The sequence below is a fragment of the Actinomadura syzygii genome, from assembly GCF_008085905.1.
GTDB classification, from domain to species: Bacteria; Actinomycetota; Actinomycetes; order Streptosporangiales; family Streptosporangiaceae; genus Spirillospora; species Spirillospora syzygii.
Map to the genome: position 1 here is coordinate 114009 of NZ_VSFF01000016.1, position 26685 is coordinate 140693.

The 26685-nt window shown below is 66.3% G+C and carries 26 protein-coding genes; 7 read left to right on the top strand and 19 right to left on the bottom strand.

The genetic code is table 11. From position 1 onward, the window contains the following. Window positions 1-67 precede the first annotated feature (67 nt). Window positions 68-1756 (bottom strand): DNA primase family protein, encoded by a 1689-nt coding sequence (locus FXF65_RS37400; protein ID WP_222868944.1) that lies wholly within the window; start codon window positions 1754-1756, stop codon window positions 68-70. A gap of 1333 nt (window positions 1757-3089) precedes the next feature. Here FXF65_RS37400 and FXF65_RS37405 point away from each other — a divergent pair. Then, a complete protein-coding gene (locus FXF65_RS37405; protein ID WP_148354855.1) occupies window positions 3090-3413 on the top strand; it encodes a hypothetical protein in 324 nt (107 codons plus the stop codon). Window positions 3414-3942: 529 nt separating this feature from the next. Continuing rightward, complete coding sequence (locus FXF65_RS37410; RefSeq protein WP_148354857.1) at window positions 3943-5124, top strand: PIN-like domain-containing protein; 1182 nt, start codon at window positions 3943-3945, stop codon at window positions 5122-5124. Here the strand turns inward: FXF65_RS37410 and FXF65_RS37415 are convergent. Further along, window positions 5118-5516 carry a head-tail connector protein gene (locus FXF65_RS37415; RefSeq protein ID WP_148354859.1) on the bottom strand — a complete coding sequence of 133 codons (399 nt, stop codon included), beginning with the start codon at window positions 5514-5516 and terminating at the stop codon, window positions 5118-5120. The genes FXF65_RS37410 and FXF65_RS37415 overlap by 7 nt on opposite strands. Before the next feature lie 295 nt (window positions 5517-5811). Here FXF65_RS37415 and FXF65_RS37420 point away from each other — a divergent pair, with 295 nt between their 5' ends. After that, complete coding sequence (locus FXF65_RS37420) at window positions 5812-6186, top strand: DUF2511 domain-containing protein (RefSeq protein ID WP_246199370.1); 375 nt, start codon at window positions 5812-5814, stop codon at window positions 6184-6186. Between the two features lie 972 nt (window positions 6187-7158). Here FXF65_RS37420 and FXF65_RS37425 read toward each other — a convergent pair. After that, window positions 7159-7992, bottom strand: coding sequence for a CPBP family intramembrane glutamic endopeptidase (locus FXF65_RS37425; RefSeq protein WP_148354863.1), 834 nt, complete (start codon window positions 7990-7992; stop codon window positions 7159-7161). Between the two features lie 39 nt (window positions 7993-8031). Beyond that, entirely contained in the window at window positions 8032-9864 is a 1833-nt protein-coding gene (locus FXF65_RS37430; protein ID WP_148354865.1) for a DHH family phosphoesterase, read from the bottom strand. Window positions 9865-10013: 149 nt separating this feature from the next. Between FXF65_RS37430 and FXF65_RS37435 the strand changes: the two genes are divergently transcribed. Then, window positions 10014-10358: a histone-like nucleoid-structuring protein Lsr2 gene (locus FXF65_RS37435; protein WP_148354867.1), complete on the top strand. Its 345-nt coding sequence runs from the start codon at window positions 10014-10016 to the stop codon at window positions 10356-10358. A 594-nt stretch (window positions 10359-10952) separates the two neighbouring features. Here FXF65_RS37435 and FXF65_RS37440 read toward each other — a convergent pair. From FXF65_RS37440 to FXF65_RS37470, 7 genes are all read right to left on the bottom strand, one after another. After that, window positions 10953-11300, bottom strand: coding sequence for a hypothetical protein (locus tag FXF65_RS37440; protein ID WP_148354869.1), 348 nt, complete (start codon window positions 11298-11300; stop codon window positions 10953-10955). After that, on the bottom strand, window positions 11291-11776 hold the full coding sequence (locus FXF65_RS37445; protein WP_148354871.1) for a DUF6884 domain-containing protein: 486 nt from the start codon (window positions 11774-11776) through the stop codon (window positions 11291-11293). Before FXF65_RS37445 ends, FXF65_RS37440 begins: the two co-directional genes overlap by 10 nt. Window positions 11777-12727: 951 nt before the next feature. Then, window positions 12728-12925 carry an Lsr2 dimerization domain-containing protein gene (locus FXF65_RS37450; protein ID WP_222868945.1) on the bottom strand — a complete coding sequence of 66 codons (198 nt, stop codon included), beginning with the start codon at window positions 12923-12925 and terminating at the stop codon, window positions 12728-12730. Window positions 12926-13067: 142 nt separating this feature from the next. Then, window positions 13068-13433, bottom strand: a complete 366-nt coding sequence (locus FXF65_RS37455) for a hypothetical protein (RefSeq protein WP_148354873.1) — start codon at window positions 13431-13433, stop codon at window positions 13068-13070. 74 nt (window positions 13434-13507) lie between these two features. Next, window positions 13508-13732 carry a hypothetical protein gene (locus FXF65_RS37460; protein ID WP_148354875.1) on the bottom strand — a complete coding sequence of 75 codons (225 nt, stop codon included), beginning with the start codon at window positions 13730-13732 and terminating at the stop codon, window positions 13508-13510. Between the two features lie 247 nt (window positions 13733-13979). Further along, the gene (locus FXF65_RS37465) at window positions 13980-14597 is read right to left on the bottom strand and encodes a DUF2493 domain-containing protein (RefSeq protein WP_222868946.1); all 618 of its coding nucleotides are present in this window, start codon (window positions 14595-14597) and stop codon (window positions 13980-13982) included. 58 nt (window positions 14598-14655) lie between these two features. Then, window positions 14656-14940, bottom strand: a complete 285-nt coding sequence (locus FXF65_RS37470) for a hypothetical protein (RefSeq protein WP_148354879.1) — start codon at window positions 14938-14940, stop codon at window positions 14656-14658. A gap of 2423 nt (window positions 14941-17363) precedes the next feature. Here FXF65_RS37470 and FXF65_RS37475 point away from each other — a divergent pair. From FXF65_RS37475 to FXF65_RS37485, 3 genes are all read left to right on the top strand, one after another. Beyond that, window positions 17364-17837 (top strand): hypothetical protein, encoded by a 474-nt coding sequence (locus FXF65_RS37475; protein ID WP_148354881.1) that lies wholly within the window; start codon window positions 17364-17366, stop codon window positions 17835-17837. A 229-nt stretch (window positions 17838-18066) separates the two neighbouring features. Next, window positions 18067-19338, top strand: coding sequence for an acetate and sugar kinases/Hsc70/actin family protein (locus FXF65_RS37480; RefSeq protein ID WP_148354882.1), 1272 nt, complete (start codon window positions 18067-18069; stop codon window positions 19336-19338). 55 nt (window positions 19339-19393) lie between these two features. After that, window positions 19394-20137: an N-6 DNA methylase gene (locus tag FXF65_RS37485; protein WP_222868947.1), complete on the top strand. Its 744-nt coding sequence runs from the start codon at window positions 19394-19396 to the stop codon at window positions 20135-20137. A gap of 90 nt (window positions 20138-20227) precedes the next feature. On the opposite strand, the gene FXF65_RS37490 is transcribed toward FXF65_RS37485, so the two are convergent. From FXF65_RS37490 to FXF65_RS37515, 8 genes are all read right to left on the bottom strand, one after another. After that, entirely contained in the window at window positions 20228-20935 is a 708-nt protein-coding gene (locus tag FXF65_RS37490; RefSeq protein ID WP_148354886.1) for a hypothetical protein, read from the bottom strand. 229 nt (window positions 20936-21164) lie between these two features. Continuing rightward, on the bottom strand, window positions 21165-21800 hold the full coding sequence (locus FXF65_RS37495) for a ComF family protein (RefSeq protein ID WP_148354888.1): 636 nt from the start codon (window positions 21798-21800) through the stop codon (window positions 21165-21167). Between the two features lie 95 nt (window positions 21801-21895). After that, complete coding sequence (locus FXF65_RS37500; protein ID WP_148354890.1) at window positions 21896-22855, bottom strand: DNA-processing protein DprA; 960 nt, start codon at window positions 22853-22855, stop codon at window positions 21896-21898. A gap of 119 nt (window positions 22856-22974) precedes the next feature. Next, window positions 22975-23100, bottom strand: coding sequence for a hypothetical protein (locus FXF65_RS46050; RefSeq protein WP_281288994.1), 126 nt, complete (start codon window positions 23098-23100; stop codon window positions 22975-22977). 401 nt (window positions 23101-23501) lie between these two features. Beyond that, entirely contained in the window at window positions 23502-23876 is a 375-nt protein-coding gene (locus FXF65_RS37505; protein ID WP_148354892.1) for a hypothetical protein, read from the bottom strand. Beyond that, the gene (locus FXF65_RS37510; protein WP_148354894.1) at window positions 23873-24229 is read right to left on the bottom strand and encodes a hypothetical protein; all 357 of its coding nucleotides are present in this window, start codon (window positions 24227-24229) and stop codon (window positions 23873-23875) included. The genes FXF65_RS37505 and FXF65_RS37510 overlap by 4 nt, the downstream gene beginning before the upstream one ends. A gap of 17 nt (window positions 24230-24246) precedes the next feature. Then, a complete protein-coding gene (locus FXF65_RS46055; RefSeq protein ID WP_281288995.1) occupies window positions 24247-24369 on the bottom strand; it encodes a hypothetical protein in 123 nt (40 codons plus the stop codon). 337 nt (window positions 24370-24706) lie between these two features. Beyond that, entirely contained in the window at window positions 24707-26401 is a 1695-nt protein-coding gene (locus FXF65_RS37515; RefSeq protein ID WP_148354896.1) for a hypothetical protein, read from the bottom strand. Window positions 26402-26685: the final 284 nt, after the last annotated feature.

The following is a 26685-nucleotide window of genomic DNA, read 5'->3' on the forward strand; positions in this document are numbered from 1 at the left end:
AGCGGGACGGGGCTGGGTGAGGTCCCTGGGCGGCCGCGAGGGGGGCGGGGCATTCGAGACATGGGCCTTAGTCCCGTTCGTCGGGAAGTGCGGTGGACGCGGCGGCGCTCGTCATGGCATGGCGCAGCAGGCCGCGGTAGCTGGCCTGGAGCATCGGCCGGGAGAGCTTGTCCGGATCGGAACCCTTGTAGCTCGGGCTGTACCAGGTCTTGAGCTCGTACTCGGCGATGAGGGTCTCTGGACGGGCCATCATCTGGCCGGGGCGGACCTTGCGGTTCTTATCAGGGCAGTGCCATTCGGGGTCGTTGCGGGCGATGCCGACGAGACCTGAGACGAACTGCTGACGCGATACCGGCGAGCCGGACGGTGACACCTGCGGGAACCAGACCTTGTAGAGGTCATACAGGAAAGGAAACGGCAGCAGGTCCCAGGCGAAGCGCTCCCGGAACTCCTCCCAGAATGCGCGGACCGGGTCGTTGACCTCCTTGTACTCGGCGAGAACGGCCCGGGTCGCCAGCGGCTCGGAAAGCGTGTAGTAATCACCCGGCGAAGCGGCGCCGGCCTCGTTGAGCACGTACCAGAGCGCATACTCCAGCACCTCCCTGCGCTGCAGGTAGTCGTCCTTGATGTACGTGCGCTCCACGCCGGTGAACGACTTGCAGAACGGCACGAACAACTGTCGGCGGTAGAAGGACTCGGACTTGTCCTTCACTCTGGGGAACTCGTTGAGGCATTGGACCATCAGGCCGAAGAACTGGTAGGCGATCGGGACCCGGTGCTTCCTGTTGATCTGGATGACGTCGTTGGTGACGATGGCCTTGAGGTTGGCCGCTTTGTCGATGAAGGTGCCCACATCGTTCTCGTCGACGATGATCGCGTTGGCTCGCACCAGCGGCTCGAGGGCGAAGTCCTTGCCGAAGTCGGAGAGTGGAATCGAGGTGTGTGATCCCGGGCCGATCAGGTTTCGCATCAGGGCGCAGAGTGTGCCCTTGCCGCTGTTGCCCTGTTCGGAGTACAGCCACGCGGTCTTGCCCCACCGGACGTGGGGGCGGATGATCGCGCCGATGATCTCCCAGAGCAGTTCGGGCACGCCCTCGTCGTCGGAGAGTTCGTTCATCCAGGACTCGATGTCCCAGACGGTCCGGTCGACGGGGTGGGCGATGACCTGCTTGGGCGCGTTGTCGACGTAGTCGACGTGGCTCTTGGCCAGGAAGACGATCGCCGGGTCGAAGGAGTGCAGGCTCTTGGCCCGGAAGGAGAACTGTTTTCCGTCGATGACCACGTCGCGGTTCTCGGTGCCGTAGAAGAAGACACCGTTGCCCACGGCCACCAGGTCGCGGTGCGAGCATTGGTGGGTCCGCGGAGCGTCCTCCCGCAGGACGGCGAGGACCTCTTTGAAGTCGCTAAGGGACAACTGGGTGTTGTACCGCCGGGCCGTCGTGCGGACGTCGTCCTCGCTCCCGGTGTACGTGCCGCGGCCAGGGCCGTCGGCGCGGTACATCGCCAGCAGGTCGTATTCCCGGTCGGTGTCCTTGGCGTTCGGTGCGATCCGGATGACATGGTGCAAGGTCAGGAGTATCTGTGCGACCTGCCAGCAGGCCAGATGCTTGGCCAACCCGAGCTTGCCGTCGCTCTGCGGGATCTTCGCGTTCTCGGCCTTGATGACGGCGTTGCCGGCGGCGAGCAACTGCTGCTCGAGCAACTGCGGGCCAGGCGGGTCGTCGGGGTCCAGCCGGGAAAGGTACTCGCTTGTCACATAGGCGACGATGAGATTCTGCGATGCCGGGGCCGCCGACCTGGTCTCGAAGTGGTCGAGGACATCGGCCAGAAGGGTGTCGGGGCTCTTGCGGGCCGGTGCCGACGTCGGCGCTGATACCGATCCGGCTGCGCCGGGTCCTTGAGGGACGCTGTCGCCAGTGCCGGGAGTTGTCATGGGTCGTCTCGCCCCCGTTGTGGCGAGAGGCCTGCCGGCGAAGCGTGGGAAGCCGACGGGCTCTCGTATTCGAATGGAGCACAGATCCTCACCATAAGACACTCGAATGACCTACAGCAATCATTCGAACGCCTTCTATGCCTTCATTGGAATGGGAGTCGAATGATGCGTGCTGGGACGACGCACGCGTCAGCGGCCGTGGCCGTCGGCGGGCGGGATCGCCCGATCGGCACGCGCAGTGATGTGGGGACGCCCGGCACCGGGCAGGTGCCGCAGGCGACGGGCGCGGGCCGTCAGCGGCTCGCGCGCCATCCGCACCCGGGGGCGGCGTCAGCCGCCCGGACTCAGCCGCCCAGACTCAGCCGCCCAGACTCAGCCGCCCGGGCCTGGCGGGCCCTCCGTCAGAGGCGGGAGTTCCGATGCCCGACGGTCTGGTCGCTCGCAGATACCCGGTGCGGGTCTGTCCGGCGTGTACCACATGAAGTGGTACGTGCGTTTCCCCAGGTCAGGTCGGGAATTTAGGAGTCGGGCTCTGTTTCACGTACCAGATCGAAATTTGAAGTGGTACACCCATTCGCCCAGGTCAGCTCAGAGATACATACCCCATGTACCACTTGTACCATTTATTTAAGAGAAAGTAATAGGGGTACACATTGTCGTTATCTCCGCATCCCCGCACGGGCGCGCATGCACAGCACGCGTATATAAATTCCCCGAGAACCGTGGTACTCGTGGCACATTCAGCCGAACCACCTGCCTGACCAGCCATAACGGCGTACCACCAAAGAAGAGCGATGTGGTACAGATCAGCTTGCCACGCCCACCCGACAGGCGTTCTCTCCGCAGGTCATAGCGAGATCCGGGCTGTACCACACGACGTGGTACAACTCGTCGCCCAAGATCTTCTGCTCTCCGAGCGACCCATTGCCACCCCGATCATCGATCCCAGTGCCCAACAGATCGGGCAGCAGAACACCGCCTCCTTCTCAGCGGTCGCACCGCGCGACCTCGGCGTCCTTCCCAAACGGTCAGCACTGCGCGGGGCACCCCGGTTGCCGGCCCGCCAGCCGGGGTGCGACGGGCGTGGTTGACCGGATCAGGCCGGGGGTGGCGTATCCGTGCGCCAAGCGGGGGCGGCGTGGGGTGGGATGCGGGGATGCATCGCCTGTTGCCGCTGGGCATCGCCCTGGCGTTCGTCGGGTCGTGGCTGGGGTGGGTGCCGGTGTCGGTCGAGAAGTTCGACTGCGGCTCGCTCTACCAGCCGAAGATCCTGAACACCGACTTCGGCCCCGACTTCCCGGTGGAACTGCTCGGCAAGGCCCAGTCGGCGTTCGATTCGGTTGACCAGGCGTGTGCGTCACGTCGGCGGATGGTCGCCTATCCGATGGGCGCCATTATCGTGGCGGGGATCGGCGCCGCCGTGATCGGCGGCATGGCGTGGCGGCGCGGGGTGGCGGCCCCGCGGGCGACGACTCCGTGAAACCAGGGTCGGCCTTTCGCCTCTTTGGCCTCCCACTAGAGCAGGAGGACGAACGGCCGCACAATCTCCAGGCCCCGCCCTCTGCGCCACAGGGCGGGGCTTGGAGCGCGCACTCGTCCCAGGTCTTAAAGCCCTCGAGTGTGCCCGGTCTCGGAGACGGGGGCTGAGCGGGGCGGCGCAGGAGGTTCGTTTCGCTGGGCCGTGGTTCCGGGCGCCGCCTCGTAAGCGGCCTTCTCGGTCCGGACGACGTCGGTCCAGCAGTAGAGGGGCCGACGGTGTAGCCACACGCGGATCCGGACGGTCACCTTGTCGCGGCCGCCGTCGGTGTTCTCGCCGGAGCCCGCGGGCTGGACGCACGCCTCCACGGTGGACCGCGCGGCTCCGGGCCCCCAGTCGTAGGCGACCGAGTTGCCGTACCCGGTGGTCGGCGGTGATGAGAGGGAGCATCGAGCCTCCTTCCTCGGCCGGGACCGGCCTGTCGCCGGAAAACCCTGCGCGCGCGGGTAGTACAGCGCTCTACCCTCGCGGTGTGACCGATGACGCTCCGTCCCTGCGCGAGCTGTTCCCGTGGCACTCCCGGCCCACCAGCGAGCAGCTCAAGGGGTTCCTGACCGAGGGTATGGTGGTGTTCGACACCAACGCCCTGTTCGACGCCTACCGCCTGAACCCAACCGGCCGCGCCGAGTTCCTCCACACCCTTGTCCTACTCGGAGACCGGCTCTGGATACCGCATCGAGTCGCGGACGAGTTCCTCAAGAGGCGACCCACGGTCATCAGGGAATGCGCCGACGCCGTCACCAAACTGAAGAAGGACCTCACCAGTCCGTTCGCCAAGGCCAGGGGCGAGATCGAGGAGTTCGGCGGCCGCCGGGGCCTGGGCAAGGAACGCGCCACCGAACTGACGGACATCCTCGCCAAGGCGCAGCAGGAGATCATTGACAAGGCCGCCGAGTCGTACCAGTTCGAGCTGAAGCCAGCCGACTGCCGGGACGGCGACCCGATCCTGAGCGAGATGGAGACGCTGCTCCGCGGTCGGGTCGGCCCTCCGCTACCCGATATGCAGAAGGTTCGCGAGGAGGCCGCGTACCGGTTCGAGCGACGCATCCCGCCCGGCTACGCCGACGCAGCGGGCAAGGACCCCGAGGATGCCATCGGCGACTACGTCCTGTGGGTCCAACTCCTGGAAGAGACGGTACGCCGGAAGGCTCCGGTGCTGTTCGTCACCAACGAGAAGAAGGACGACTGGGTCGTCAAGCAGCAGGACGGCGCCTCCTCGCTCCCCCGCCCTGAACTCGCGGCCGAGGTCTGGGAGCACGCACTCCAGCCCTTTCACCTCGTCAACGTCCGCTCATTCCTTACGTTGGCGAACACACATATCAACGCCGGGGTTAGTGAAGAGACGATCGAACAGGCCCACGACTTGGACTCGCGGGCGAACGAAAGTGCCTATCGAGAAACCCTTGAGCGTCTCTTTGAAGAGCAGGAACGTGCAAGACTCATAAGGGAGGACCTTGAGGCCCGCCTACTAGTCGCCCATACGAAGCTAGAAGCGGCTCGGGAGGGCGGCCACGAAAGAGGGGATCTGGTCGGCGAAGTGATTGCAGCCGAAATGAACCTGGAAAGGGCTATGCACTACGAAACGAAAACTCAACAGGAGTTGATAAGAATGCACATCGAAGCCCCACCCAAGTGGGGTGACAGTATTCAGTAGGTTCGGGCGTTGATGGGCAGGAGCCGCTCGGACTTGAGAATCGTCAGCGCCCGGTCGCCGTACTTGGCGGGCCGCCGCTGCTTGGCTTGGCTGATCATCTGGTTGCGGGAGTAGTTGATCGACCCGACGCCCACCGACGTGATACTCGCCCGGCCGCCGGTCTCGTCCCCGCCCTCCCTGATGTAGTGGGCTTGGGCGCAGGTGGCGCGTTTGATCGCCTCTGCCGCCTTCGGGTCGGTGGGCATCTCGTTGGCGTCCACCGCGTAAACCGCGCCGGTGAGCAACTCGTCGACGTCTTCGGACGCCTGCTCCAGATGCCGTTTCGCGCCGGGCCATACCGGGACCCCGACCAGGAACTCGGCGAGGCCGGCCACCGTGGCGTACACGACCATCAGGAACCCGCTGTGAAGCCGAAGCTTGCCGTCGAGGTCACCCGGACTCGGGAGTCATGGGGAGGCGGCTGGTGCAGGGCTTCCCCACGTGTGCCGGGCGGGTGCGGGCGCGCAGCGGTCGACAGCATGACTCCTCGGAGAGGCAGGGGTTTCGGGCGGGGACGCCCCATTGTCGCCGTAAGGTCCGACAGAACGCGACTCCGTCCACCGCCCGCGCGGTGTCCCACCGCGTCGTCGGGACCAGAGGTTGCCGCAACCGGTCATCACCTGCGAGGGCGCGGCTGCGGCGGCGATGATGCCTGCCTGTTCTCTGCTGCGGAGGTTGCTCGTGAATCGGGTCGGGGTCCTGTTCGGTGTGTCCTTGGTCGTCTTCCTCGCGGGGTGCGGGTCCGGCGGCGGCTCGGGTAAGACTCGGGAAGTAAGCCGGGCGGACTATGGCGACCGGTGGCCGTTGACCGTCCCTGCTGGGACGCTTCGGTGCGACGGAGCGGACGGGGTCGGGGCGGTCACCATTACCGTGGACGGCGCTACCTACGCGGTGAACGGGACAGCGAAGTCCGACGGGCGCTACCGCGACCTTACGGAGATCTGGGCGGCCGACCCGCAGGTGCCCGGCCTGCGGGTCCCGGCCGACGCCTTGACCGAGGACGGCCTTCGGCTCTGCGGCTAGCTGACGGGGCTGCTCGCGAAGGTCGCCGCCCGGCATCTGACTTGTCGGAACGGGCGTTGAGAAACCATTCCCGTCCGGCAGCCGTCGGTGGGTATTGAACGCGGGTGCACGGTCACCGGTCACGCCTTGCCCCAGGTGGACGGGTTGACGCGCTCAGTGGCTACAAAGACACCCGCATGTGCGGCGGGTGAACTCATGCACGAGCAGATGATCGCACCGTTGGTGTGCCACTCGCAGTGGTCTTTGACACCGGGGGCGACCTCGCCCTCTTCACGGGCAGTGTCGCAGACGGCGGTTTCGTCGAACTTTTTCTGTCGACCTGCTCGCGGACGCTGTAATCCGCCGGCGTCCTCTGTGCGAGCCCCGATCCGTCCGCGCCAGGTACCCACGGTGTGCTCGGCGGCCGAGGCAAGGCCGTCGCCGAGGTAGGCCCTGCTCCGGAGGTGCTGCGGTCCCACCGGCCACCTATGAGGCGCCATGGTCAAGCTGGTTGTCCTACACCTAATGGCTATCCTCGGTGCTATCGATGTCGTTGCCGTTCACCGTTGCCGCAACCTTTGTTGTGCGCCAGTCCGATGACGATCCGTGTCACCTTGAGTGTCTTCAAGGTGCGTGATACCGTCGTATGCGAATGGCAATTGAATGTCTCACTACATGTCGCACTGCTTGAATTGGGTCGCAAGGAAACAGAAGGACCGGAGAGCTGTTCCCCGTGGGAAGGGAACTCGCCGGTCCTTCTGTGTTTCCTGACGTTGTGAGACGAGACCATGATCCTTACTCGCCCAGCACAGCGGCTGTCCCCGAAGCAGACATGAGCTCACCGTCGACGTAGACACACCGTTCAATCACAGACATGATGACCAGCTCCTTTCATCCGGGCTCTTCACGTCTGACTGCTACTTACCTATCAGGCGTTTCAGCGCTGGCCGGTCCACCCCCGGTCACCCGACCGCAGAGCCGTCCGGAGTCGTATCACGGCTGGTCCGGACGCGACTCCGGGACCAAGACGGCTGCTTGGTCATACTGTCGCGCCGGGGCGTTCTCGGCGGAACCGCTCGTGCTCTGCACGGTGGCGCGCTGGTACAGCCCGACCAGGCAGAGGGCACAGACGGCGAGGAAGAGTCCGGAGCACAGCGGTGTCGCCAATGCCTGCAGCGCGGACGGCGCGACGATCGAGGCGGCGAGGTTGAACACCGTGTGCAGTGCGACGACCGGCCACAGGACACGCGTGCGTTCGTAGACGAGAGCGAGCAGGAGGGCCAGTAGAACCGCCGGGGCCGCCTGGACGAGGTTGCCATGCACGAGCGCGAACGCCAGCGCCGTGACGACCGCGGACATGAGCACCCCGGCTTGTCGGCGCAGCAGCGGATAGAGCAGACCGCGGAAGAGCACCTCCTCGCTGATCGGGGCGAGGACCAAAGTGACGAGAACGACGAGGCCAGCGGGCGAGGACCGCTGGTGCTCGACGTTGGCGTCGAACTGCGGCGAGCCGAGGAGGCCGTAGAGCATCAGCGCCGCGGTCTGGCCGGCGAGGAAGACGAAGGCGCCGGCGAGTGCTACCCAGGCCCAGAAGCGCGGCGTCTGCGGCATCGGACGAGGCCCGGGCCCGTAGGCCACCCAGCGGGGCCGGACGAGGCGGACGCCGACCACCGCAAGGACGACGACCCCGTCGACAACCAGGGTCGCGACCATCGGATCGTGCACGGCCGCGGTGATGGGAACCGCCATCGCCAGGTAGCCGGCCAGGGTCGCAACGGCGCCGAGCACACACCATCCCAGGCGCAGCAAGAGCGGGATGAGGGGCATGGCCTTCCAAGTCCTTGCGGTGGTGGGGCCCAGCGGACCTCACAACCGCTGACAGATCACGGCTTGGAGTCGGGTTTGGCCCATGAAGGTGTTGAGCTGCAACGTGGCCAGGAACCGGAGCCGCTCATCAGCGGTGCTTCCGGCGAGCCGGTCGTACTCGGACTCGGCGGCGTTCCACCACAGACAGGCCAGTCCGGTGTTGGTGAGGATCCGCAGGTGCTGCTTGTTTGAGCCGATGCGGTCGACGCGGCAGCCGTCGAGAATGATCTCGACGCGAGGCTCGGTGAACTGGTGGCCGAAGGGCCTGAGCGTCTCGATCCGCCGGACCAGCTCGATCAGCTGCTCGGGATCGGACAACGAGATGTCGCAGTCCGCGGACGGACCGAGGACGAGATCGCCGGCAGGGCGAACGGCGTCACCGATCGTGAGCAGCAGAACCCGGGTCGTGTCCTCCAGGATCGTCGCGAGCTGACTGAGCGCCTGCGCGGTGGCGAGCCTGACGCCGCAGGCCTGCTGGTGACCGATCGCGAAGAGATCGTCGTAGCCGTCGAGCGCGGTGATGAGGTCGAACCAGCTCGGGGCCCGGCCCGAACCGCTCACCGGCTCCGTCGGCGAACTCGGCCGGCTCAGCACGACGACAGGGCGCCCGGTGGCCTGCATCATCTGCGAGGCGAGCAGGCCGTACATGCCCGGAGGGGCGTCCGAGAAGTAGACCCATGGCGCCAGCGGCTGGTCGACGTCGGCGAGCTCTTTGAGATGCTCGGCGGCGAGGGCCTTGCGGCGTTCGTTGTTCTCGATGATCCGGTGCATGGCGGCGAGCTTCGCCTCGGGTGAGGGGTGGGTGAAGACCGCGAAACAGTCGTCGAGCGGGGCGCCTGTACGCCGTGGGCTGTTCATGGCCGGAGCGAGGTAGAAGCCGTAGAAGCCCTCGTCGAGATCGTCGGCGTCCCGAAGTCTGCCCGCCTGGGCGAATGCCTTGAGCAGCAGGGCGAAACCCTCCAACGCCGTGAGGAAGGCCGGGTGGTGGTCGTCCAGGTGCAGCAACCGCAGCAGCGTGGCCTGCTCGACATCGATGCCGTCGGGGTCGGGGTCCAGCCCGCCGTTGGGGTTCGGCACGGTCTTGGGGGCCGCGACGTACAGGAGCCTGGCGATCGACAGGGAGTCACGGACCAACTGCCGGTTCTCGTAGAGCATGGGCATGACATCGGAAACCGTGCCCAGGCCGGCGAACAGGCGCAGCAGCCGGATCGCCCACAGCTTGCAAGGCTGATGGGCCACGGCATAGGCCTCGATCACCTGGTAGAGCACGTGCGCGCCGCAGATGCCGCGCAACGCGTACGTCTCGCCGATGCGGCAGGGGTCGACGGTGATGTCGGCCGCGCTGCCCGGCTCGAGTTCCTGGTGGTGATCGGTGACCAGCGTCGTCCAGCCGAGCGCTTTGGCCGCGGCGATGCCGTCGCGGGAATTCACTCCCCCGTCGCAGGTGAGCAGCGCCGTGGTCTCGGGCCACTGCTGGTGGATCTCGGCGATGTCGCCGGGGGTGAGGTCGTGCCCTCGCCGGTAGTCGGGCATGTGCAGCCGGACGTCGAAGCCCAGTTCCGTGAGGCCGGCGTAGCCGAGGACTCCGGAGGCGATGCCGTCCATGTCGAAATCGGGGGCGATCGTGACCGTCCCATCGCGGCAGCGGATGTCCTCAAGGGCCGAGACCATCAGGTCGAGGTCCTTGAGCCGGTCGTGCCCAGGGGTGTCGATCGCGGCCAGGTACTCCTCTGTCCATCCCCTGCGCCGGCAGAGCAGCGCGAAGAGATCAGCGGTGCCGTCGGCTCCATCCCATTGGAGATTCGAGTCGCCGTGGATGCGTTCCATGGTCATGGTGTCCTTGGCTGTCCTGTCCTGATCGATAGTGCGATCTTAGCAGTGCGGACATGCGACTCCTGCTCAGATAGCAGTGCTCGCCGAGTGGCAGGCGACATGCTCACGAATGACTTTCCATAGCCTTGCCAGTGGTCTACCCTCTGGTCATGGCTACGCGAAGCATTGTTGAGTCCGACCTATCCGGTAAGGGCGACGCCGCCACGATCACCTTCGGGCTCGGAGGGACGTGGTACGAGATCGACCTCACTCCCGAGGAGGAGGAGAAGCTCGCATCGACCCTCAAGACCTACATCGAGGCAGGCCGCAAGGCGGCAGCGGACAACAAACCGGAGAAGGTGCGGCAGGTTCCCGAGACCACTGTCGAAGAGCGCGACGAGATCCGAGCCTGGGCCAAGAAAGAGGGCATCGAGCTCGCCGAGCGGGGCAGGATCCCCAAGAAGGTGATGGCCGCCTACGATGCCGCGCATCCGGAGCGGCGCGGCAAGAAGTAGCCTCGGGCGGCGCGTCACCACCCGTCGGCTCAAGCCCCGGAGCACCGGCGGACGCCAAGGATCGCCCCGACAGTGTGATCAATTGCGTAGTGCCAGTAGCTCAGCAAGAACGCTCGGCCGGGAAGCCCGGCCGAGCGTTCTTGCGTGCGCGAGAGCTCTGCCGGGGTTCCCAGTCGTGTTCGGCCGGTCACGTTCCCTGGGTTGCTCGTTCGCCCCATGAGGGCGATGAGCGGGTGGGCCTCGCACCCGTCGTCCAAGCGGACGACGGATGTCTCTGTCTCAATCCCCGCCGAGGTTGATTCTCTTACAGACTTGAGGATGTCGTTGTGGTGCATAAGCTCCCGCTGCCGCCTCAGATCGCACTACCTCCGTGTGCCGTTGCTCCTTGGAAGCGTTGACGACGGAGGTGATTTGCTGGCTCGGCGGTCTGCAGGTCCGGCATCTGCTGCTGGAGGGGTCGGCGGGCCGCAGGGGCCCGGACGCTTGGTATTTCTCCCAGCTTTCCTGCGACGTCAGTCCGTTCACGGGCGATAGCCGTGGCTACGCGCCTTTGCTGCTCAGTGGGGAGCCTCTTAGGGGGAGAACGTGGGGGGCTCACTGCTTCACTTCGCAGACCAGGCCGAACACAGGGTGATGGGGGAAGCGTTCTTCGCAGGGGCACTCACTGTGCGGTTCGGTGCAGGCGTGCAGTCCCAGCGCCGTCACGCCGCCCGGTTGGTAGGCCAGGGCGGCGAAGCCGCGGGCCATCGGCCCCAGCACGCCGGGCTTGTTGTCGGAGGCGAACATGAGCTGGTCGGCCTTTCCGGCGATGATGTCGCCGGCCTCCTCGGCGATCTCCCGCCGCATCTCCAAGGGCACGACCGCCAGCTCCGCAATCGCCAGTGGGACGAGCATGAGCAGTGCCGATCGGATGTTGTCCGATACGTGGTCGGTCATGGCCATCGCCCATCTCTGATCTGGGTGAGGATCGACTGCATCTGTCCGATTCCGCGTGCCCCGTCGAGCGGGGCAGTGGCATCGGGCCAGACGCTGCGGGCGAGGTCGACGTAGGCACGGCCGGCCAGGACGATGACCTCGTCCGCGTGCCAGGCGCCTGCCTTCTTGACCTGCCGTGCCAGCCGTGCGGGCGGTACCGAGCCCGGCCCTCCAAGGCGGACGTCGTAGGGCCTGATCCGGCGTTCGGGGGTGACTAGGCCGTACTTGGCCGACAGGATGAACAGCACGTCAGGCCGGAAGGTGTCGGCCGCCTGTCGGCACAGCTTGTGGAAGCAGCCGACGTACATCTGCCCGGCCGGTGCCGGGTGGTCGCGTTGGGAGCGGCCGCAGCCGACGACGACGACCCGGCCGACGCGCTCGGTCTCGGGGATGTGGTGCCAGGGGTCCCAGCGCGGTGCGGGCGCATAGATGTCGGTGGCCATCAGGTCACCACCCGCCTGCCTCGAAGCACGCGATGGGCGGATCCGCAATCGTCGACCGGACGGGCGTGAGCAGTGACGATCGGGGGATGCCCCTGATGTGGTCGCTCACTGGCTGACGCCTCCCTGCTCGGTCTCCTCGGCGAGGAGTCGGGCACGCGCGTTCAGCGAGTCGACCAGGCGTGTCGCCCTCCCCCACGTGGGTGCGGGCGTTCCTGAGTTCTGCTTCACAACCGTCCACGGCGGTGTCCTCGCCAATGAGGTGCTTGCGGGCCTTTCGGAGGCTGTACTCGGCGTCAATGACCGCGTCTTGGGCGAGCCGGGCTTCAATCGGGAAGAAGCCCTCGCGCTCTGTGTCGTCGCAGTGGGGGTAGATGGCCATAGGAATTCCCTTCGACATGAGAAGGGCCCCGGCCTAAGCCGGGGCCCGTCGTTTTCTTGTCAGGATTCAGACCACAAGCCTCCAGTGATGCCACCCTCGGCCCGAGTCGCGATGCGCTACGCATTCGACCACGTACTCGCGCAAGGTGACCTTCCGGCCGGATACACGAACCGTGACGCGATCAACATGGCCGGAGCAGACACGCTTGATGCGCGGCGCATTGGCTATCGCATCGTTATCGCATCCCTTGTAGCCGCAGGTGCTGTCGCCGTGCTGCCCGCGCCACCAACCCGGTAGCAGGCCGTGGTAGCAGACCGCGCAGGAGCCGTCTCCCGAGCCGTTGCCGTGGCACTGAGGAGATCGACAAAGAGGGCATTCGACCCGCTCGCAGTCGCGATCCTGTGCTCGGCCGCAATACTGGCACTGTGGCCATTCATACCTGCGCCCCCCGTAGTAGCCTCTGGGAACCAAGCGCGCCCTCTCGTCGAGATCTGCCACAGGACTCCCTTCTTTCGGATGCGAGAAGGCGGAGCGACCTACAGGCCACCCGGCAACAACCGGGTAGTTGGAGATCAGCCCTTCTTGGCGTGCTTGATGAAATTGTCCAGCGCGGCCCGCAACTCCTTCGCGTGGTCCGCGTGTAGATCGATCTGGTAACTGGCCCCGTCGAGGGAGAACAGCACAGTCTCATCCGCCGGAAGTCCGTCAATGGCATCCTTGAAGTCGTTTTCCTCTCCTGCCATATCCGCCTCTCCATCCGCCGTGTTCACCTTGGTTAAGCAACTCGCCGCGCCCCCGGGAGCGCTTCAGGCCCTGGAAAGTCGATGCTGCACCAGTTGATGAGTCTCCTTTGTCTGGGCATAAAAAGAGCCGGGTGAATGCCCGGCGTCAAGGGAAGAAGGATCCCTCGCGCTACGGCTGCCAGCGGTGCGTGCCGTGTTCGCCCTGGTGTTCGCTAGTGATGTCGTGCGGCGAATGTCCCTTCAGGACCGACCAGCCAGTCCGGTCACAGGAGAGCCAGACCTCGCCGACGCGGACCGCGTCTCCGACGCTGACCGAACGCAGGCGGCGGGCGTAATAGTCCTCGCTCTTGTCGGTCTGCCCATTGCCCAACGCGAACGCCACCTCGGCGAGATGACGGGCGTCGGTCCTCTCGGTGGCCTCGACGTCGACCTCGAAGACCTTCACCAACTCGTGGCCCGGCTCGTAGCCGGAGAACCCGAGCGGCCTCCCCTTCTGGTCCTTGGCCACGTTGTGGAAAATCTCGACTTTGGCCATGTGCTGTTTCCTTTCGTCAGGAGAAGTCTCCCCAGGAGTCCGACTCCATCTGGGAGCGGATGGATCGCCCCAGCTCAGCTGGCATGCTCAACGACGTAGGGAATATCGGAGCCACCCATTCGATACCAAGTGACTTTATCGACGAACTTCTCGTAGAAGTCTGTCTCGGTGATGTCGGCCGCGAATTCACATGCGGCACGCTTCCTCACTCCTTGCGGGTTCAGCGCCTCCACTGCCTGGAACAGGCTCGCGTCAATCTCGACGCTGAACTCAAAGCGGAGCTTCACCACGCCCTCCAAGGGAACACCCCCGGCATTCGGGCCGGGGGCACTACAGGATCGGTGCCAGGGTTGGCTATATGTGGCGTCATCCTGGGCCGAGCTGGATCGGGAGAGGCCGCGGTCGTTGACCTCGGCACCGAATTCGAAGCCCTTCCCCAGCTCGAGGCTCGGTTCACATCCGGAGGATCCAAAATCGAGAGTCGATGCGGTGTGAAGCCGTGTCTGGCCAGGTCGAAGGTCATCCAGTCCTGGCGCGGTTCCCGGCTCAGAAGGGTGGAAGCCGTGGATGGAGCACGTCGACCGGCTCGATGCCCCTCTCAATGGCTGCCGCTCTGCAGTGCACCGTTCCGTGCGAATAGTGGCCACCGAGGTGCGGCATCAGCTGCTGGTCGCGCTGCTGCGGGCAGTTGGGGCTTTTCTGGCACAGGTCGAGGAACGCCATGCACAGCACGGTGCTCCCCTGGTCGCGCAGACCGGCGACGAGGTCGACCATCGTCTGATTGCGGATGAAGCCGGCCTTCCTCCTATGGGACGACCAGTCCGCGGGAACGGCTCTGGTCTCGAGGCCCTGCGCCTGCCACAGCCTCTCGGCCATGGCGTCGGCGCCGCGTCCGTGCTCGTCGGGCGGGCAGTGCCCGGAGACGAGCAGCGGCCGGGTCACTGAACTCGGCCCCCACGCGCCCCAGGCGTCGCGGAACGCCCGCTTCATCGCAGGGGCGTCGTCCCAGCTGCGCGCACCGGTGACGAGGATGACGTGTGAGTACATGACTTCAGTCCCCTCGATCGGTCGGACGGGTCTGCCCGAAGCGGCGCAGAGCGCCATCACCGACTGCGCGGTGTCAGTGGGGATGCGGATGACGGGCGTGTGGCGGTCCCCGGGCATGACTGCGCCGAAACGATGGGTGAATATTTGTTGGGATCGATCGACGGCTGATTTCCGGTCATTCCGCGTGGAGTTCGACCGCGATCGCATCAGCGTCGCCAAGCGGCTCGACGTGGACGGTGTACCGGCCGTCGCGTCCTCGTTCGACGTAGGCGACGCAGACGGTGTTGCCCTCCTCGTCCTCGAAGTCGACCTTGCCGAAGTTCTCGACGGGAGTGCGCTCGGTGACGGCGGTGCCGTACGGCAGCCAGGACTTCGGCTCGCACCGGACACCGGTGTCGTAGGGCGAGAGCGCAGGCCGCGGCTCGGCGGCCACCCCTGGCTCAGAATGGGATTGCGGCATGGCGGCGCCTCTTTGTTCTCGGGGTGCGGATGGCGGTCATCGAGCACGGACCCGGCAAGGTCCGTGGAGCCTCGATGGTCAACACCGCACCCGTGCCAGCTCTGCTGGCCAGACGGCCCGATTCCGCACGGATGATCAGCACTGGCTGGGGCGCGCAGCGACCCGCTCGCCGGGCCGTCCTCCTCGGCCGAGCCGGGCGCGTAGCGCTGGGCGGTCCACCACCGTCGCGTTCCTGTGCCGCGGAGGGCCACTTCCGTGGCCAACGCGGCGGAGGTGGTGGGTATCGGCCACTCAAGCGCAGCGCTGGGCATGGCCGAGGGAGCGCCAGCGACCGAGGACCCGGCGAGCGCAGCGAGCCGGTGGAACCCGTCGGCTATGCCGACCAACAGTGTCTCGGAGCGTCAGCGGAGAGGCCGAGCGGAGCGAGAGTCCGCAGGACCACTGTTGCCAGGTTCCCTTATGCCCTTTTTCCTTTGCTCCTTCTGTTCCACGGCCGGAGCGTTAGCGGAGGCCTGGAACGCTGGTGTATCAGGGAAACTGTTTGTGCGCACAGGTGCGTACGGCGTCGCGATGTGCGCGAAGCGCGTGTGCGCACAGGTGTTTCTCCCCTGGTCATCGCCTGCTGATGGTGTGCACCTGTTGTGGTGCGCGTGGCACCGCCGTACAAATGCCCGCCCCTGGTGGCGCGGACGAGCGACGATTTCTCGCGCGTTTGGACGAGTCTTGGCTCTTCGGGCGTCGTCGTGCTGCCGCTCGGACGTGACGATCCCCTGGCCCCAGCCGTGACCGCGTGCGGTCCCGTTTCCGGTTGCGGCTGTGGACAACTCTTGCCTGGATAGGCTCCCTCGATGCTCCGGCATCGACCAGCCGGTCTGCAGGATCTCGTCGGTATCGCGGGCACCCGTGTTCAGCAGGGTGATTTGTCGCGTCTTTGATGCCGCGGCGCTGGATGCGGCGGCGGTTGATGTTCAGAAGCACGACGTCCGGGGCATCGCGTCCCGCCATCTCAGGACGGGGAAAGCAGCGCGCAGCGAAACGACCTCACGGACTACCCTGCCGATGTGGCTGAGTTACGCGCGGGTCTCGTTGAGGCCGATGACATCGTGCACTACTGCGAGAGCCACAACCATGTCGACCTGGTTGAAGAAGTCGAGTACCACGTGTGGCCCCGAGCGATGATGCCGTGACGATGGAACGAGAGCAATGGGTGATCTACGTCGAGTGCAACCGGCTCTAAAAGCCGGGGAGGCCGGGCCGGGCAGTCATCCAGGGCACGGAGGGGTCGACGCGCAGTATGACGAACTGCCTTCGCTGCTCACGCCACACCGTGAGGCGCCGGCCGACGCGCAGCAACTCGTGGCCGAGTGGCGGTCCGGCTCCGATGGCGGCCACCAGGTCGACGGGGTCGCTGCGCGGGTCCGGTGGAAGGCGAGCGGATAGGTAAGCCACGAACGCGACAGCCCGATCCGATGGGCCTGCTTTCGGTCCGTCTCGGGTTTCACGTGTGGTTGATCGATGCCAGGTGTGTACCGCGATGCGCCGCGATGAAGACCCGATGCTGCCCCGAACCAGTCTTGCTGGCCTGTTCTTGCCTACGTCAGGGGTTCTGGATTCCTAGTGGTCTCAGCACGGGCTGTGCCGCGCCGCTCCCAGGGCCGGGCAGCGTCCCTCCCGGGCCCTGATAAGGGCCAGGACCCTTTCAGGTCTGCGTCTGGTCGGCCCTGGGGCAACGCTGGGCTCTCTCGTGGCTGCCGTTGACCGAAGAGAGACCAGGACCGATATGGGTCGGGTCGAGTGCCGATAAGAGTCCGGTTCGAGCCGCATGAGGGACCCGCAATAGTCCAGGTGCCCGAAAGCGCTGGGCTGGATGAGGTCTTATCTGGGGCTCCATCGTGGCTTCACATGACCGCGCTGTCGGCTGGCCATGCCTCCTGGCCCACGGGAGGTCCCCTGAGGACGCAACTGAGACCCCGACAAGGCACACGCGCTGGAGCGTCGATGCCTGGGCTCACGACCTCTGGGCCTGCCCGGGGTGGCGAAGGGGACGCGAGCGAGACCACAGGTAGTCCCCACTGGCGTGTGCCGGGACAGCCGGTGGCGGGTCTTGCCTGGGTCCTTGTCAGGTTCCATCACGTCCACTATTCACATGGGACTCATTGAGGTCGATCCGTTGACCCGATAGGACTTGCACAAGACCTCGACAAGGCCATAGCTTGGAAGTCGACAAGGGCATCATCAAGACCTCGAATGAGTCTCCTCGTTCTATCGAAGAGAGGTTGATTCGACATGTCCGGTGCAGCGCAGCCGCGCGGGGGCCGTCGCGCGCCCCTGCGTCCCGACCAGTGCTGCGATATCGGGAGGTGCTCGTGATGACGGACCCCGCTGGGCCGCGGAGGCTGAGGTGGAGCGTCCCTGCCGCTGACGTGTCGACGAACAGGTGGCTCGATGAGCAAGCCGACATCTCGCGTTCCCTCAGGGTGCTCATCCGGGAGTCGATCCAGCGCGAGGGATACATCGACGTGGACAACAAGCCCGTCGAGCAGCTGCCGCGCCGCGGCCGTCCGCCGCAGACCGAACAGGGTGGGCAGAGCGGGTCTTCACGGGACGAGGCGACCGGCGCCGTCGCCCCCAAGACCGGGGACACGCTCAACCCGGGCGCGGACGAGATGGACCTCGCCGGTCTTCAGCGTGATCCGGCGATCGAGCCTGAGGCCTCCGGCGCGGACGGCTCCGAGAAGTCACCAGCGGACGCCGCGGCCTCCGAACAGCCGGCCGAGGAACCCGGCGCCGAACCGCGGGCCCCGGCGGACGAACCGGCCGCGCCGGAACCCGAGCCCGCCGAGCCGCCGCGGAAGCAGGCCTCGATCGACGAGATCATGGCGAGCACCCGGCGGTGAATGAGCGATACACGCGATGACGACCGCGAGCCGGGGACGATCTGGCATGTGCTCGGTCTGATGGGCTCGGTGCTGCTGAGTGCACCGGTCGTCCTCCCCCTGGCGCTCGCCGAGAGCGCCCCGCGGAACACGGCGATGTTCCACGCGCGGCTAGGCGATGAGCGATCTGCCGCCGTGCGCGGCGGGCCCGATCCCCTAGGCCAGTACGAGGAAGAAGAGGGACCACGGCATGAGTACCGACATCATCACCCTCACCGGCGGCATCGACGTCGGCAACGGCTACCTCAAGGGCGTCATCAAGAACACCGGCACCGAGGTCGTCGACGAGATCGACCTTCCTTCGGCGGTCGTGTCCACGTCGCGGACGAGCCCGAAGGTGCCGCTGCCCGATTCCTCGGCGGCCGAGGAGCTGAACGGCGACTTCTACAACCGGCTCGATTGTTCGATGACCACTCCCCTGGTCGCGGCCGCCGACCGGCGGATCTTCGGCCGCTCGGCGCTGAGCGTGCGCGGCTCCAAGTTCACCGAGTTCGAGGTCCTCGGCAAGCACAGCAAGGTCGACCAGGAGCTGAGCAAGGTGCTCGTCCTGGGCGTCTTCGCCGCCAAGGCGCTGCGCGACCATGTCGGTGCCCATGGCTCGCTGCCCGACCACGAGCTGCGCGTGCGGGTCCGGGCCGGTCTGGCGCTGCCGATCGCCGAGTTCGTGGCCCGTCGGCACGCCTACGCCGCCGAGTTCATGGGCGCCGTCGGCGCGTCGGGCCCCACGGTGCACCTGGTGACGATCAAGAACTTCTCGACGCCGGTCTCGGTGCGCCTGGAGTTCGTCGACGTCCAGGTCATGGCCGAGGGCGCGTCGGCGCAGTTCGCGATCACCGACAAGGGTGAGCCGCTGGCCCAGGCGCTGCTCGACGACCTCAAGGCCCGTCAGCCCGAGCTGATCGAGGGCGTGACCGCCGCCGATCTGGTGAGTGTGGAGAACACCGTCGGCGTCGACGTCGGCGAGGGCACCGTGAATTTTCCGGTCTTCACCGACGGGCGTTTCAACCCGGAGGCGGCGTTCACCCTCGACGAGGGCTACGGCACGGCGCTCCTGAATGCCATGGAGCGGATGAGCGAGAGCGATCCCACGCTGCGTTTCGCGAGCCGCAAGCAGCTGGCGGACTTCCTGCACGCTGAGCCTTCGCCCCTGCAGCGCGGCCGTCACGGCCGGGCCGCGGGGTTCGTCGAGGACGAGGCCGTGTACCTGGTCGACGAGATCGTCTCGGCCTTCGGCGACGTGCTCTCCCAAGCCGGCGCCACGACCGAGGTCGTCTACGTTTACGGCGGCGGCGCGGGCCCGGTCAGGGAGCTGCTGCACCCGGCGCTGCTCACGGCGGCCGGTGACATCCCGGTGCTCTACCTCGGTTCGAGCTACTCGCGGCACCTCAACCGCGAGGGTCTGTACATCACGGCCCGCCATGTCGAGCTGGCGCAGGCGGGCGAGCAGACCGGCGCGGCGTGATGCCCCGTGACCGCCAGCGGCGGCGGGCCGGACCGTGAACGGCTACGGGCGAATCGTGCGGCTGCTCAAGGCGAACGCCGGCGCCAAGCGGATGACGGAGGTCTTCGACGACTTCGTCGAGATGGCCGCGCTCGCCTTCCGGAACGTCGTGGACCCTGTCGAGCACGACCGGCGCGAGGAGCAGTACCTGCGCACCGCGGGCCACTACGACCGGGCGGCGCTGGACCGGTTCGCCCGCGCCCTCGCGCTGGTCACCCTGGTGATGCAGACGCAGCCGTGCGACGTGCTCGGCCGCCTCTACATGGAGCTGGACCTCGGCAACGAGCATCTCGGCCAGTTCTTCACGCCCTACGACGTCGCCCGGCTCGTGGCCAGCATGCGCGCCGAGCCGGTGATCGAGCAGGCGCGCGACCACGGGTTCGCCGAGCTGTACGAGCCGACCTGCGGTCCGGGGGCGTTCATCGTCGCGGTCTCGCAGGCGATGCGAGAGCACGGGTTGAATCCCCAGACCCAGTTGCACGTGACGGCGGAGGACGTATCTCCTCAGGCCGTGCACATGGTCTACGTCCACTTGGCGCTGTTGCACATCCCCGCGGTGGTGCACCGTCGGGACACGCTCACTCTGCAGAGGTTCGACACCTGGCCGACTCCGGCGCACGTCCTCGGTGGTTGGAGCCAGAGGCTCCGCTGGGCCAGAGCCGTGGACGGGTCGCGGGCGCTGATCGGGAGGACGCCGCCCCCGGCGGGTCCTCCATCGAGCGGGGATACCGGGAGCCAGCTGTTGACCCGTGCGAGGTGATCAGCAGTGCGGACCGTAGGACGGAGGCGGCGACGCGCCGCCCGCACAGCGATCACCGGTCGGCCTGCAGCCCGCGGGCGCGCTCGCCCGTCAGCAAACTACCACTAGGTAGCCATCGGAAGCGCGGAGCCTGTGGCCTGGGCGAAGGATCGGAACTGTGCCCGGCGGCAACCAGTTGTGGATCTTCCATGCACGTGTCTTCGGTTCGGCGGTGCGGAGTACGCGCGGGTGCTCGGGTGTTGTCGGGGCCGGAAGTAATGACCCCGGCGGCCCCCACCGTGACGGCGAGCCGTGCATCAATTCACGGCGGTGCCCGTCTTCTCCGCTGTCACCTTCACAAGCGGCAGGCTTGGGCCGGTCTCTGCCGAGATGCCCAGATTGATGTCGTTGGTAGCGCGAGCGACCTTCCGGAAGAAGGAGATCACTGACAGCGCCGTCGGCTATGGGCAGGTGGCCAGTTTCCTTCTCCTTGCCGAACATGACCCGATAATCGCCGAGTTTCGGGTTGCAAATCGTCTCGTTGAGTACATCGGCGCACCATGCAATCCGTCCGACAGACTGCTGGAGCGCAGAACAGACGCCGAACGTCGCATATCGTTCATTGGTCGCTGTGCCACTGCCATGCCTTGGCGTGACCAGCCACAGTGCGGCTAACTGCCGGGGATAATCGGCCCCCTGCTCACCGGGATTTGACACATGGCTGGTCGTCGAACTGCACGGAGAACTCGACATGGTTACCGCGCTGATGTCGGGCGGCATGGCGGGGAAAATGATCAAACTGGAATCCTCGCCGCGCATTGAACCGAGGCTATGGCTGGGCCTACCTCACGACCGCCGCCGCCACGTTTGGCACGTCGCAGCTCAGTCCTCCGAACTGCCGTTCCCGCCTTCGACCGGTGAGGCAGCGTCTCCGGCGCGCACATGATCCCCTACGGTCTCGACAAGGTCGTCATCACTGCAGTCTGCGAGCCGCAGTTCTCGACGTCATCCCGCACGACATCTGGCGTACCGTCGATGAGACGCTCCGCTAACTGCCCCATGGAGTGCGGGCGAGAACCAGGCCACGGACGCTCGAAGCTCCAGCCTCACGGAGCATCAGGGCGACCTGCGAGGTTTGGGCACCGGTCGTGAAGATGTCATCGAAAAGCACGACGTTCTTCCCCTCAACGGACTCGCCGAGCCGGATGGCCGCAGCGTGCTCCTTCGCCGCCGCCATCTTCTCCTGCCAACTGCCGCCCGCCGAGCGAGGCGTCGGATCAGGCTTGACAAGTACGCGGTACGGCCTCAGCGGCCAATGCTCACGCGTGTCTTCAGCGGCTGCCGCTGCCAGGATCCGCTCGATGTGCTGGAGCGGCTGACGATCGGGCGGAGTCGGGTTCCCCACAATAAGGTCCACGTCAGCGACCTGGTCCTCATGGGTTTGAAGCCAACCGAGGACGAGCCGACCGAACACCACCGCCCAGGCCGCTTTCCCCTCCTCGTACTTAAATGCCCTGATGGCACCGTCGAGAGGTGAGGAGAACATCGCGATGGCGTCGACGCGTGTGAATCCACGCCTGTTGACGTGCCAGCCACAGATCCTGTTGGAGCAGCGAGCCCCTGCTGTCAGCGTTTGGCTGCAGACGCGGCAGCGGGAATCGGCCAGAAGCGGAAGAGTGCGCATCGCGCACTCTCCGCAGATCTTCGGGGTTCCATTGATGAGATAAGCGCACGAGTGACACCTAGGGAACCCCAGTGGCGCCGGTAGGGGGCCTGTGCTCACAGTCCTCCCAGAGCGAGCTGAAGGCGCTGCTGGCTAGCCTGATGAACCCGCTGGGCAGATCCGAGGCGCCCAAGAACGTCGGCGAGCTCTGCGACCTCGACAGCTTGCCCGCTAGCGATCATGTCCGCGGCCCAAGGCTCTTGGGTAGCCAGGGATCGGATCAAGAAAACCTGCTTGCCATGCTCAGCGGCGATCCTGGCCTGCATCTTTGCACCGGAAGTGCTAGATGCCTCGATCACAATCGTGCCCATGGTGGCTCCGGACATGACAACGTTGCGCTGAGGAAAAGTCCAACGTGCGCTAGGCGCCGTCGGCCAGAACTGTGAGACGAGCGCACCGTCCTGCTCCAGAATCTGTTCGGCCAAACCACGGTTCTGCGCAGGAAAGACCCTGGCAGCAATCCCCGTACCCATCACAGCCACGGTGCGTCCGCCAGCTTGGAGAGTACCTGTGTGCGCCGCAGTGTCGATACCGGCGGCGAGACCGCTGAAGACCACGACGTCCTCGGCGACCAGTTCACGTGCCATACGGGCCGCTCGGGACTGGCCGATTTCGGATGCGGCGCGGGTGCCGACGACGGCGACGGAGCGGGCGTCGGCCGCCTCGAGTTCGCCGCGGTAAAACAGGAATGGCGGCAAGTTGGGGACCAGACGAAGGTTTGCGGGGTAGTCCTCATCCAGGACGGTGATCAAACGAGCGCCGCTCTTCTCAGCGGCCGCGAGTTCAGCATCGACGTAGGCTCTGGCATCTTCGAGGTCGCGCAGTCCCTGCCGGAGGATGACACGACCACGGGAAGCAGCCCTAGAGTCCTCAGTCAGTTCACCTGCCATCACAGTCGCCAGGGCGTCCGGTGTCTGACAGGCGCGGGCCAGCATGTTCCAGTCGAGAAGCTTGCCGTCCACCCGCAGCGCACACAGCGTCAGCAGGTCCCGCTGCTGAGATGTTGTCACGGACATGGCTCGGTCCCCAGATGTTGTGCTTGCAGGTCATCATGACCCCCTGTGCACCACCGATACCAGCCATTGCCGGAATTGCTGAGCAAGAATCTCAGCCTCAGGCGTGTTCTCGGCATAGATCAGCCCTGCGCCTTACGTGGCCGCCCCTGGCGCATACGTGAGCGGCGTTCGGCGAGTTCACGCAGCCCCTGCTCCAGGTCAGCGAGATCTTGCTCATCGCCGTACTCGCGGATGTCTGCAGCCATGTGCCTCAGGAGACGAGCCGAGCGGTCAGTATCGAGCCGACCGACAACTCGGCCGTAGGCGTCCCACATGGCCGCGGGGACCCTGATCGGCCTTGTGGGCGTATTCGTCGGTAGCGAGACGGTGTCGCTCATGCGCGGTTCCTAGATGGTCGGGTTCCGTGACGTGAGTCTTGCACAAGTAATGCGTAGCTACAAGGTTTCTACTAGTGCATAGATACACGCGGGCCGTCTGGGTGCTGTTTCAGCCCGTCCAGACGCGGCTTGCCATGTCCTGGCTCAGCGGGCGTAGGTCAAGTCGTGGATCAGGTGCCCGTCACCTCATCGCTGGCGAACTGCATCGCTAGCGGGCTGCGAGTGCCGGTCCATGGCCTGCCCCGTGAAAGGGTCTCGATCGAGAGAGCTCAACTCTTCACTTCGGTGATCTCTCCGGCCGCGTCCTTGTGGACGACCCGCACATCGGCCCAGGTCAGTCGGCCGCGCAGTAGACGCGCCTCCTCCAGCGCCACGGCACGGTCGTCGTACCAGCGTTCGCCGGGGTGGTAGCTGACGGTGTCCACGACGGCTGGGATCCAGCCTTGCTGGGTGTCACGGAGGACTTGGATCTGGTAACGGTCCGTTGGGGACTGCTGCCCGGGTGAAGGGCGGAGCGGGCGCGGGTTGTCTGGCATCGCTGATCTCCGCTTCGGTGCCGGCGCTCCGAGGAAGCCGGTGTCGTGATTCTCGGGACTGGCGTCGCCGGGCACCGAGCAGGTGCGGTCCAGGTACCGATCGGTCATGGCTTCGCCTCGGAGTCGCTGACGAGGAAGGCGACATCCTTGAGCGTCGCCAGAGCCGCAAGGTCGGAGATCAGGTCCGCCACATCCCGGGCAAGATTCTTGGCAGCGCCGAGCGCGATCCCGACATCAGCGCTGCTGAGTGTCTCTAGGGCGTGGGTGAGGGACTGGACCCTGCCCTGAACGCTGGCGAAGTCGTTGCGCGCGTTGACCTCGTGGCGGTTGACCTGCTGTTCGAAGACACGCACGGCGAGTGGGTCAGGTGCGGTGATGGCTCCTCCTGCGAAGGTGTTCCCGGGGCTGCGGCTCGATCGCCCGGCCGGGCAATTGCCATGAGTCCGGCCGGGCTTGTCCACTGTGTGAATGTTCTCTGTCAGTCATCACCCTGCACGTAGGCGATGTAGTCCTCCACACACTCCTCGTGGACGTACTCGCCGTTGAGTGTCTCCTCCCCGCAGTTGGGGCACACGCCGGTCATCGCAACCTCCTCAATCATGCGGTTTTCTCCATGGCGAACTCCGGCTCGGCTCTGCCGAGCTGCAGCGACGACGGACAGAGGGGTAGTACCGCGCGGGACGCGGGTGACGGGACGGGGCTGTGGGGAGATGCGCGGCGCTGTTCGTTGCCCCGGCCGGCCAACCCGTGTGTGGTGGGTGCGGTCGTCCGCTGAGCTCGCCGAGCATGTTCGGGTACGGCGTCACGAGTCGGGCAGTCGCACGCGCCCCAGAACTGGTCGTAGCAGCGGTTCGTCTCGACGAGAGCAGCTCTGAACGTGTGAGAAGAAGGAGGTCCTCCCCTGTGCACGGCAGAGACCGTGCACAGGGGAGGCTGCTTCACGTGATGGTTGCGGTCGTGCTCGTGAGCCCGGTGACGCCGAGCGCGTGCGCGCCGAGCGGTGCTCCGGCATCGACGAAGGCGCTGAGCACCGTGTGCGCCTGTTCGCCCAGTTCCCTGAGAGCGTCGCGGTTGAACGCGCCGAGGAACTGCGTGATCCCGTCTCCGTGCTGGATCTGGACGTTGAGCCGTACTCGACCCGTTCCGTCCACGACGGCCGCGAAGACGTCCAGGCCCAGTTCGCCGGAGTAGGCGCCGATGCAATTGCTCAGCGCCGACCCCCAGTAGGCCAGTGTGTCGGCGTCCCGGGCGACGACGATTCTCAGGTCGTCGACGGCCAAGCCGTCGAGGCGGTCAGCGGTCGCGGCGGCCCAGGCGGCGCGCTCGGTCTCCCGGGCGAGCCGCTCCTGACGATGCTTTTCCTCCCGCTCGGCCCGTTCGCGCTCGCGGGCGTCCATGAGCTCGCGGCGACGGTCAGCGAGGAGCGATGCGGCGTCGTCGCGGAACACCGGGTCCCGCCATAGCTCCCAGGTCGCAGCCGGCGCGCCGTCAAGGTGCTCGGCGGCCTGGTTGTAGTGGTCCATCTCCTGGCGTTCCCGGTCTTCGCGGGCCATGGCGAGGGCCGCACGCTCGCTGCGCGCGAAAGCCGCGCTCATCAGTCGCACCTCGGGCATGCTGCGGACGAGGGTCTCGAGGTCTTGCGCGCCGCGGATCCGCTTCTGCCCCCGGGCCGCGATGAGCTCGGGCAGCAGGTCGAGGTCGCGGCGCCGCAGTTCGGGGGTACCGATCTCCCGCGCTATGTCCCGGACGATGTGCGTTGCTTGTTGAAGGGGTTCGGCGAGGATCCGGCGGAGGATCGGCCTGGGCACACGGCGCAGCAGTCTTCTGGCTTCGACCAACTCGTTCGCGGTGAAGGGCACGAAAGCGTTCTGTGGCGCGGCCCGCATCGACTCGATGATCCAGTCGATCGGGACGAGGCCGCGAAAGAGCCGGAACCAGTTGAGGATGCGGAAGTCGCCGCTGTGGCCCCTGCTGCCCGCGGTGCTCGTCAGACGTTCGATCTCGCGGGTCAGCGGCCTGCGGTAGCGGGTCTTGCCGAAGACGTTCTCGGCGACCCGGCGGTAGTCGTGCGCGTCGAGGAAGAAGAGGTGGCCGGACAAGGCGAGGGCGAGCCTGTTGGCGCTGGTCAGCAACGGGAAGCGCTCGGCGACCGGGGGCAGGTCGCCGATGCGTCGGCCGATCTCCTCGACGAGACCGGCGAGAGCGGGCAGGAACCCATGAGCGGGTCCTTCGACGAACCGCAGGCGATGCTGAACCACGCCCATGGGCAGGAGAAAGTAGTGCTGCAGGGAATCCATCATGGACTCGATCTGGGAGGGGCCGTCGTCGAAGAGGTGCTGGGTGGTCACCTTCTTCGGCTTGGTCAGCGTCCGGAGGATGACGAGGTCCTGCTTCGTCCGGGCCAGCGACACGGCGATCTTCCGGTCCCAGTAGCGGAAGGCCTTGCCGGAGGCGCGCAGGCGATGGATCCGGTGAGAAACCGAGCCCGACACCTTCACCCTGCCGTCGGCGGTCTCGCGGGCGACGACGCGCAGGCTCGCTCCGGACACGACCCCCTGCAGGGTCGGCCGGGCCGCGGCCTCGTCATCGAGGTATTTGATGTGAATCAGGACGTGTTCGGCGATGGCGACCATGGCAGCCTCCTGAGCTTTACGAGCGGTTGGGCAGTGGCCAGGAGAAGGCCCGGATCGGCTGTGCCGATCCCTGATGCGAAGAGGCAGCCACGAGCACGAGAAAGGAAGAGGCCCCGCCGGCTGCTCAGTCGGCAGGGCCTCCCAGCCGAAGATGCCGAGGTAGGCCGGCGACTACGGGGCCTCAAGGCGGCGACATCCCAGTGTCGGCCTGAGGTCCGGCCGGCTTTGCGCGGACACATGGTCACAGCGTTCGGCCACTCGGCCCGACCGTCCCGCGGGGCACG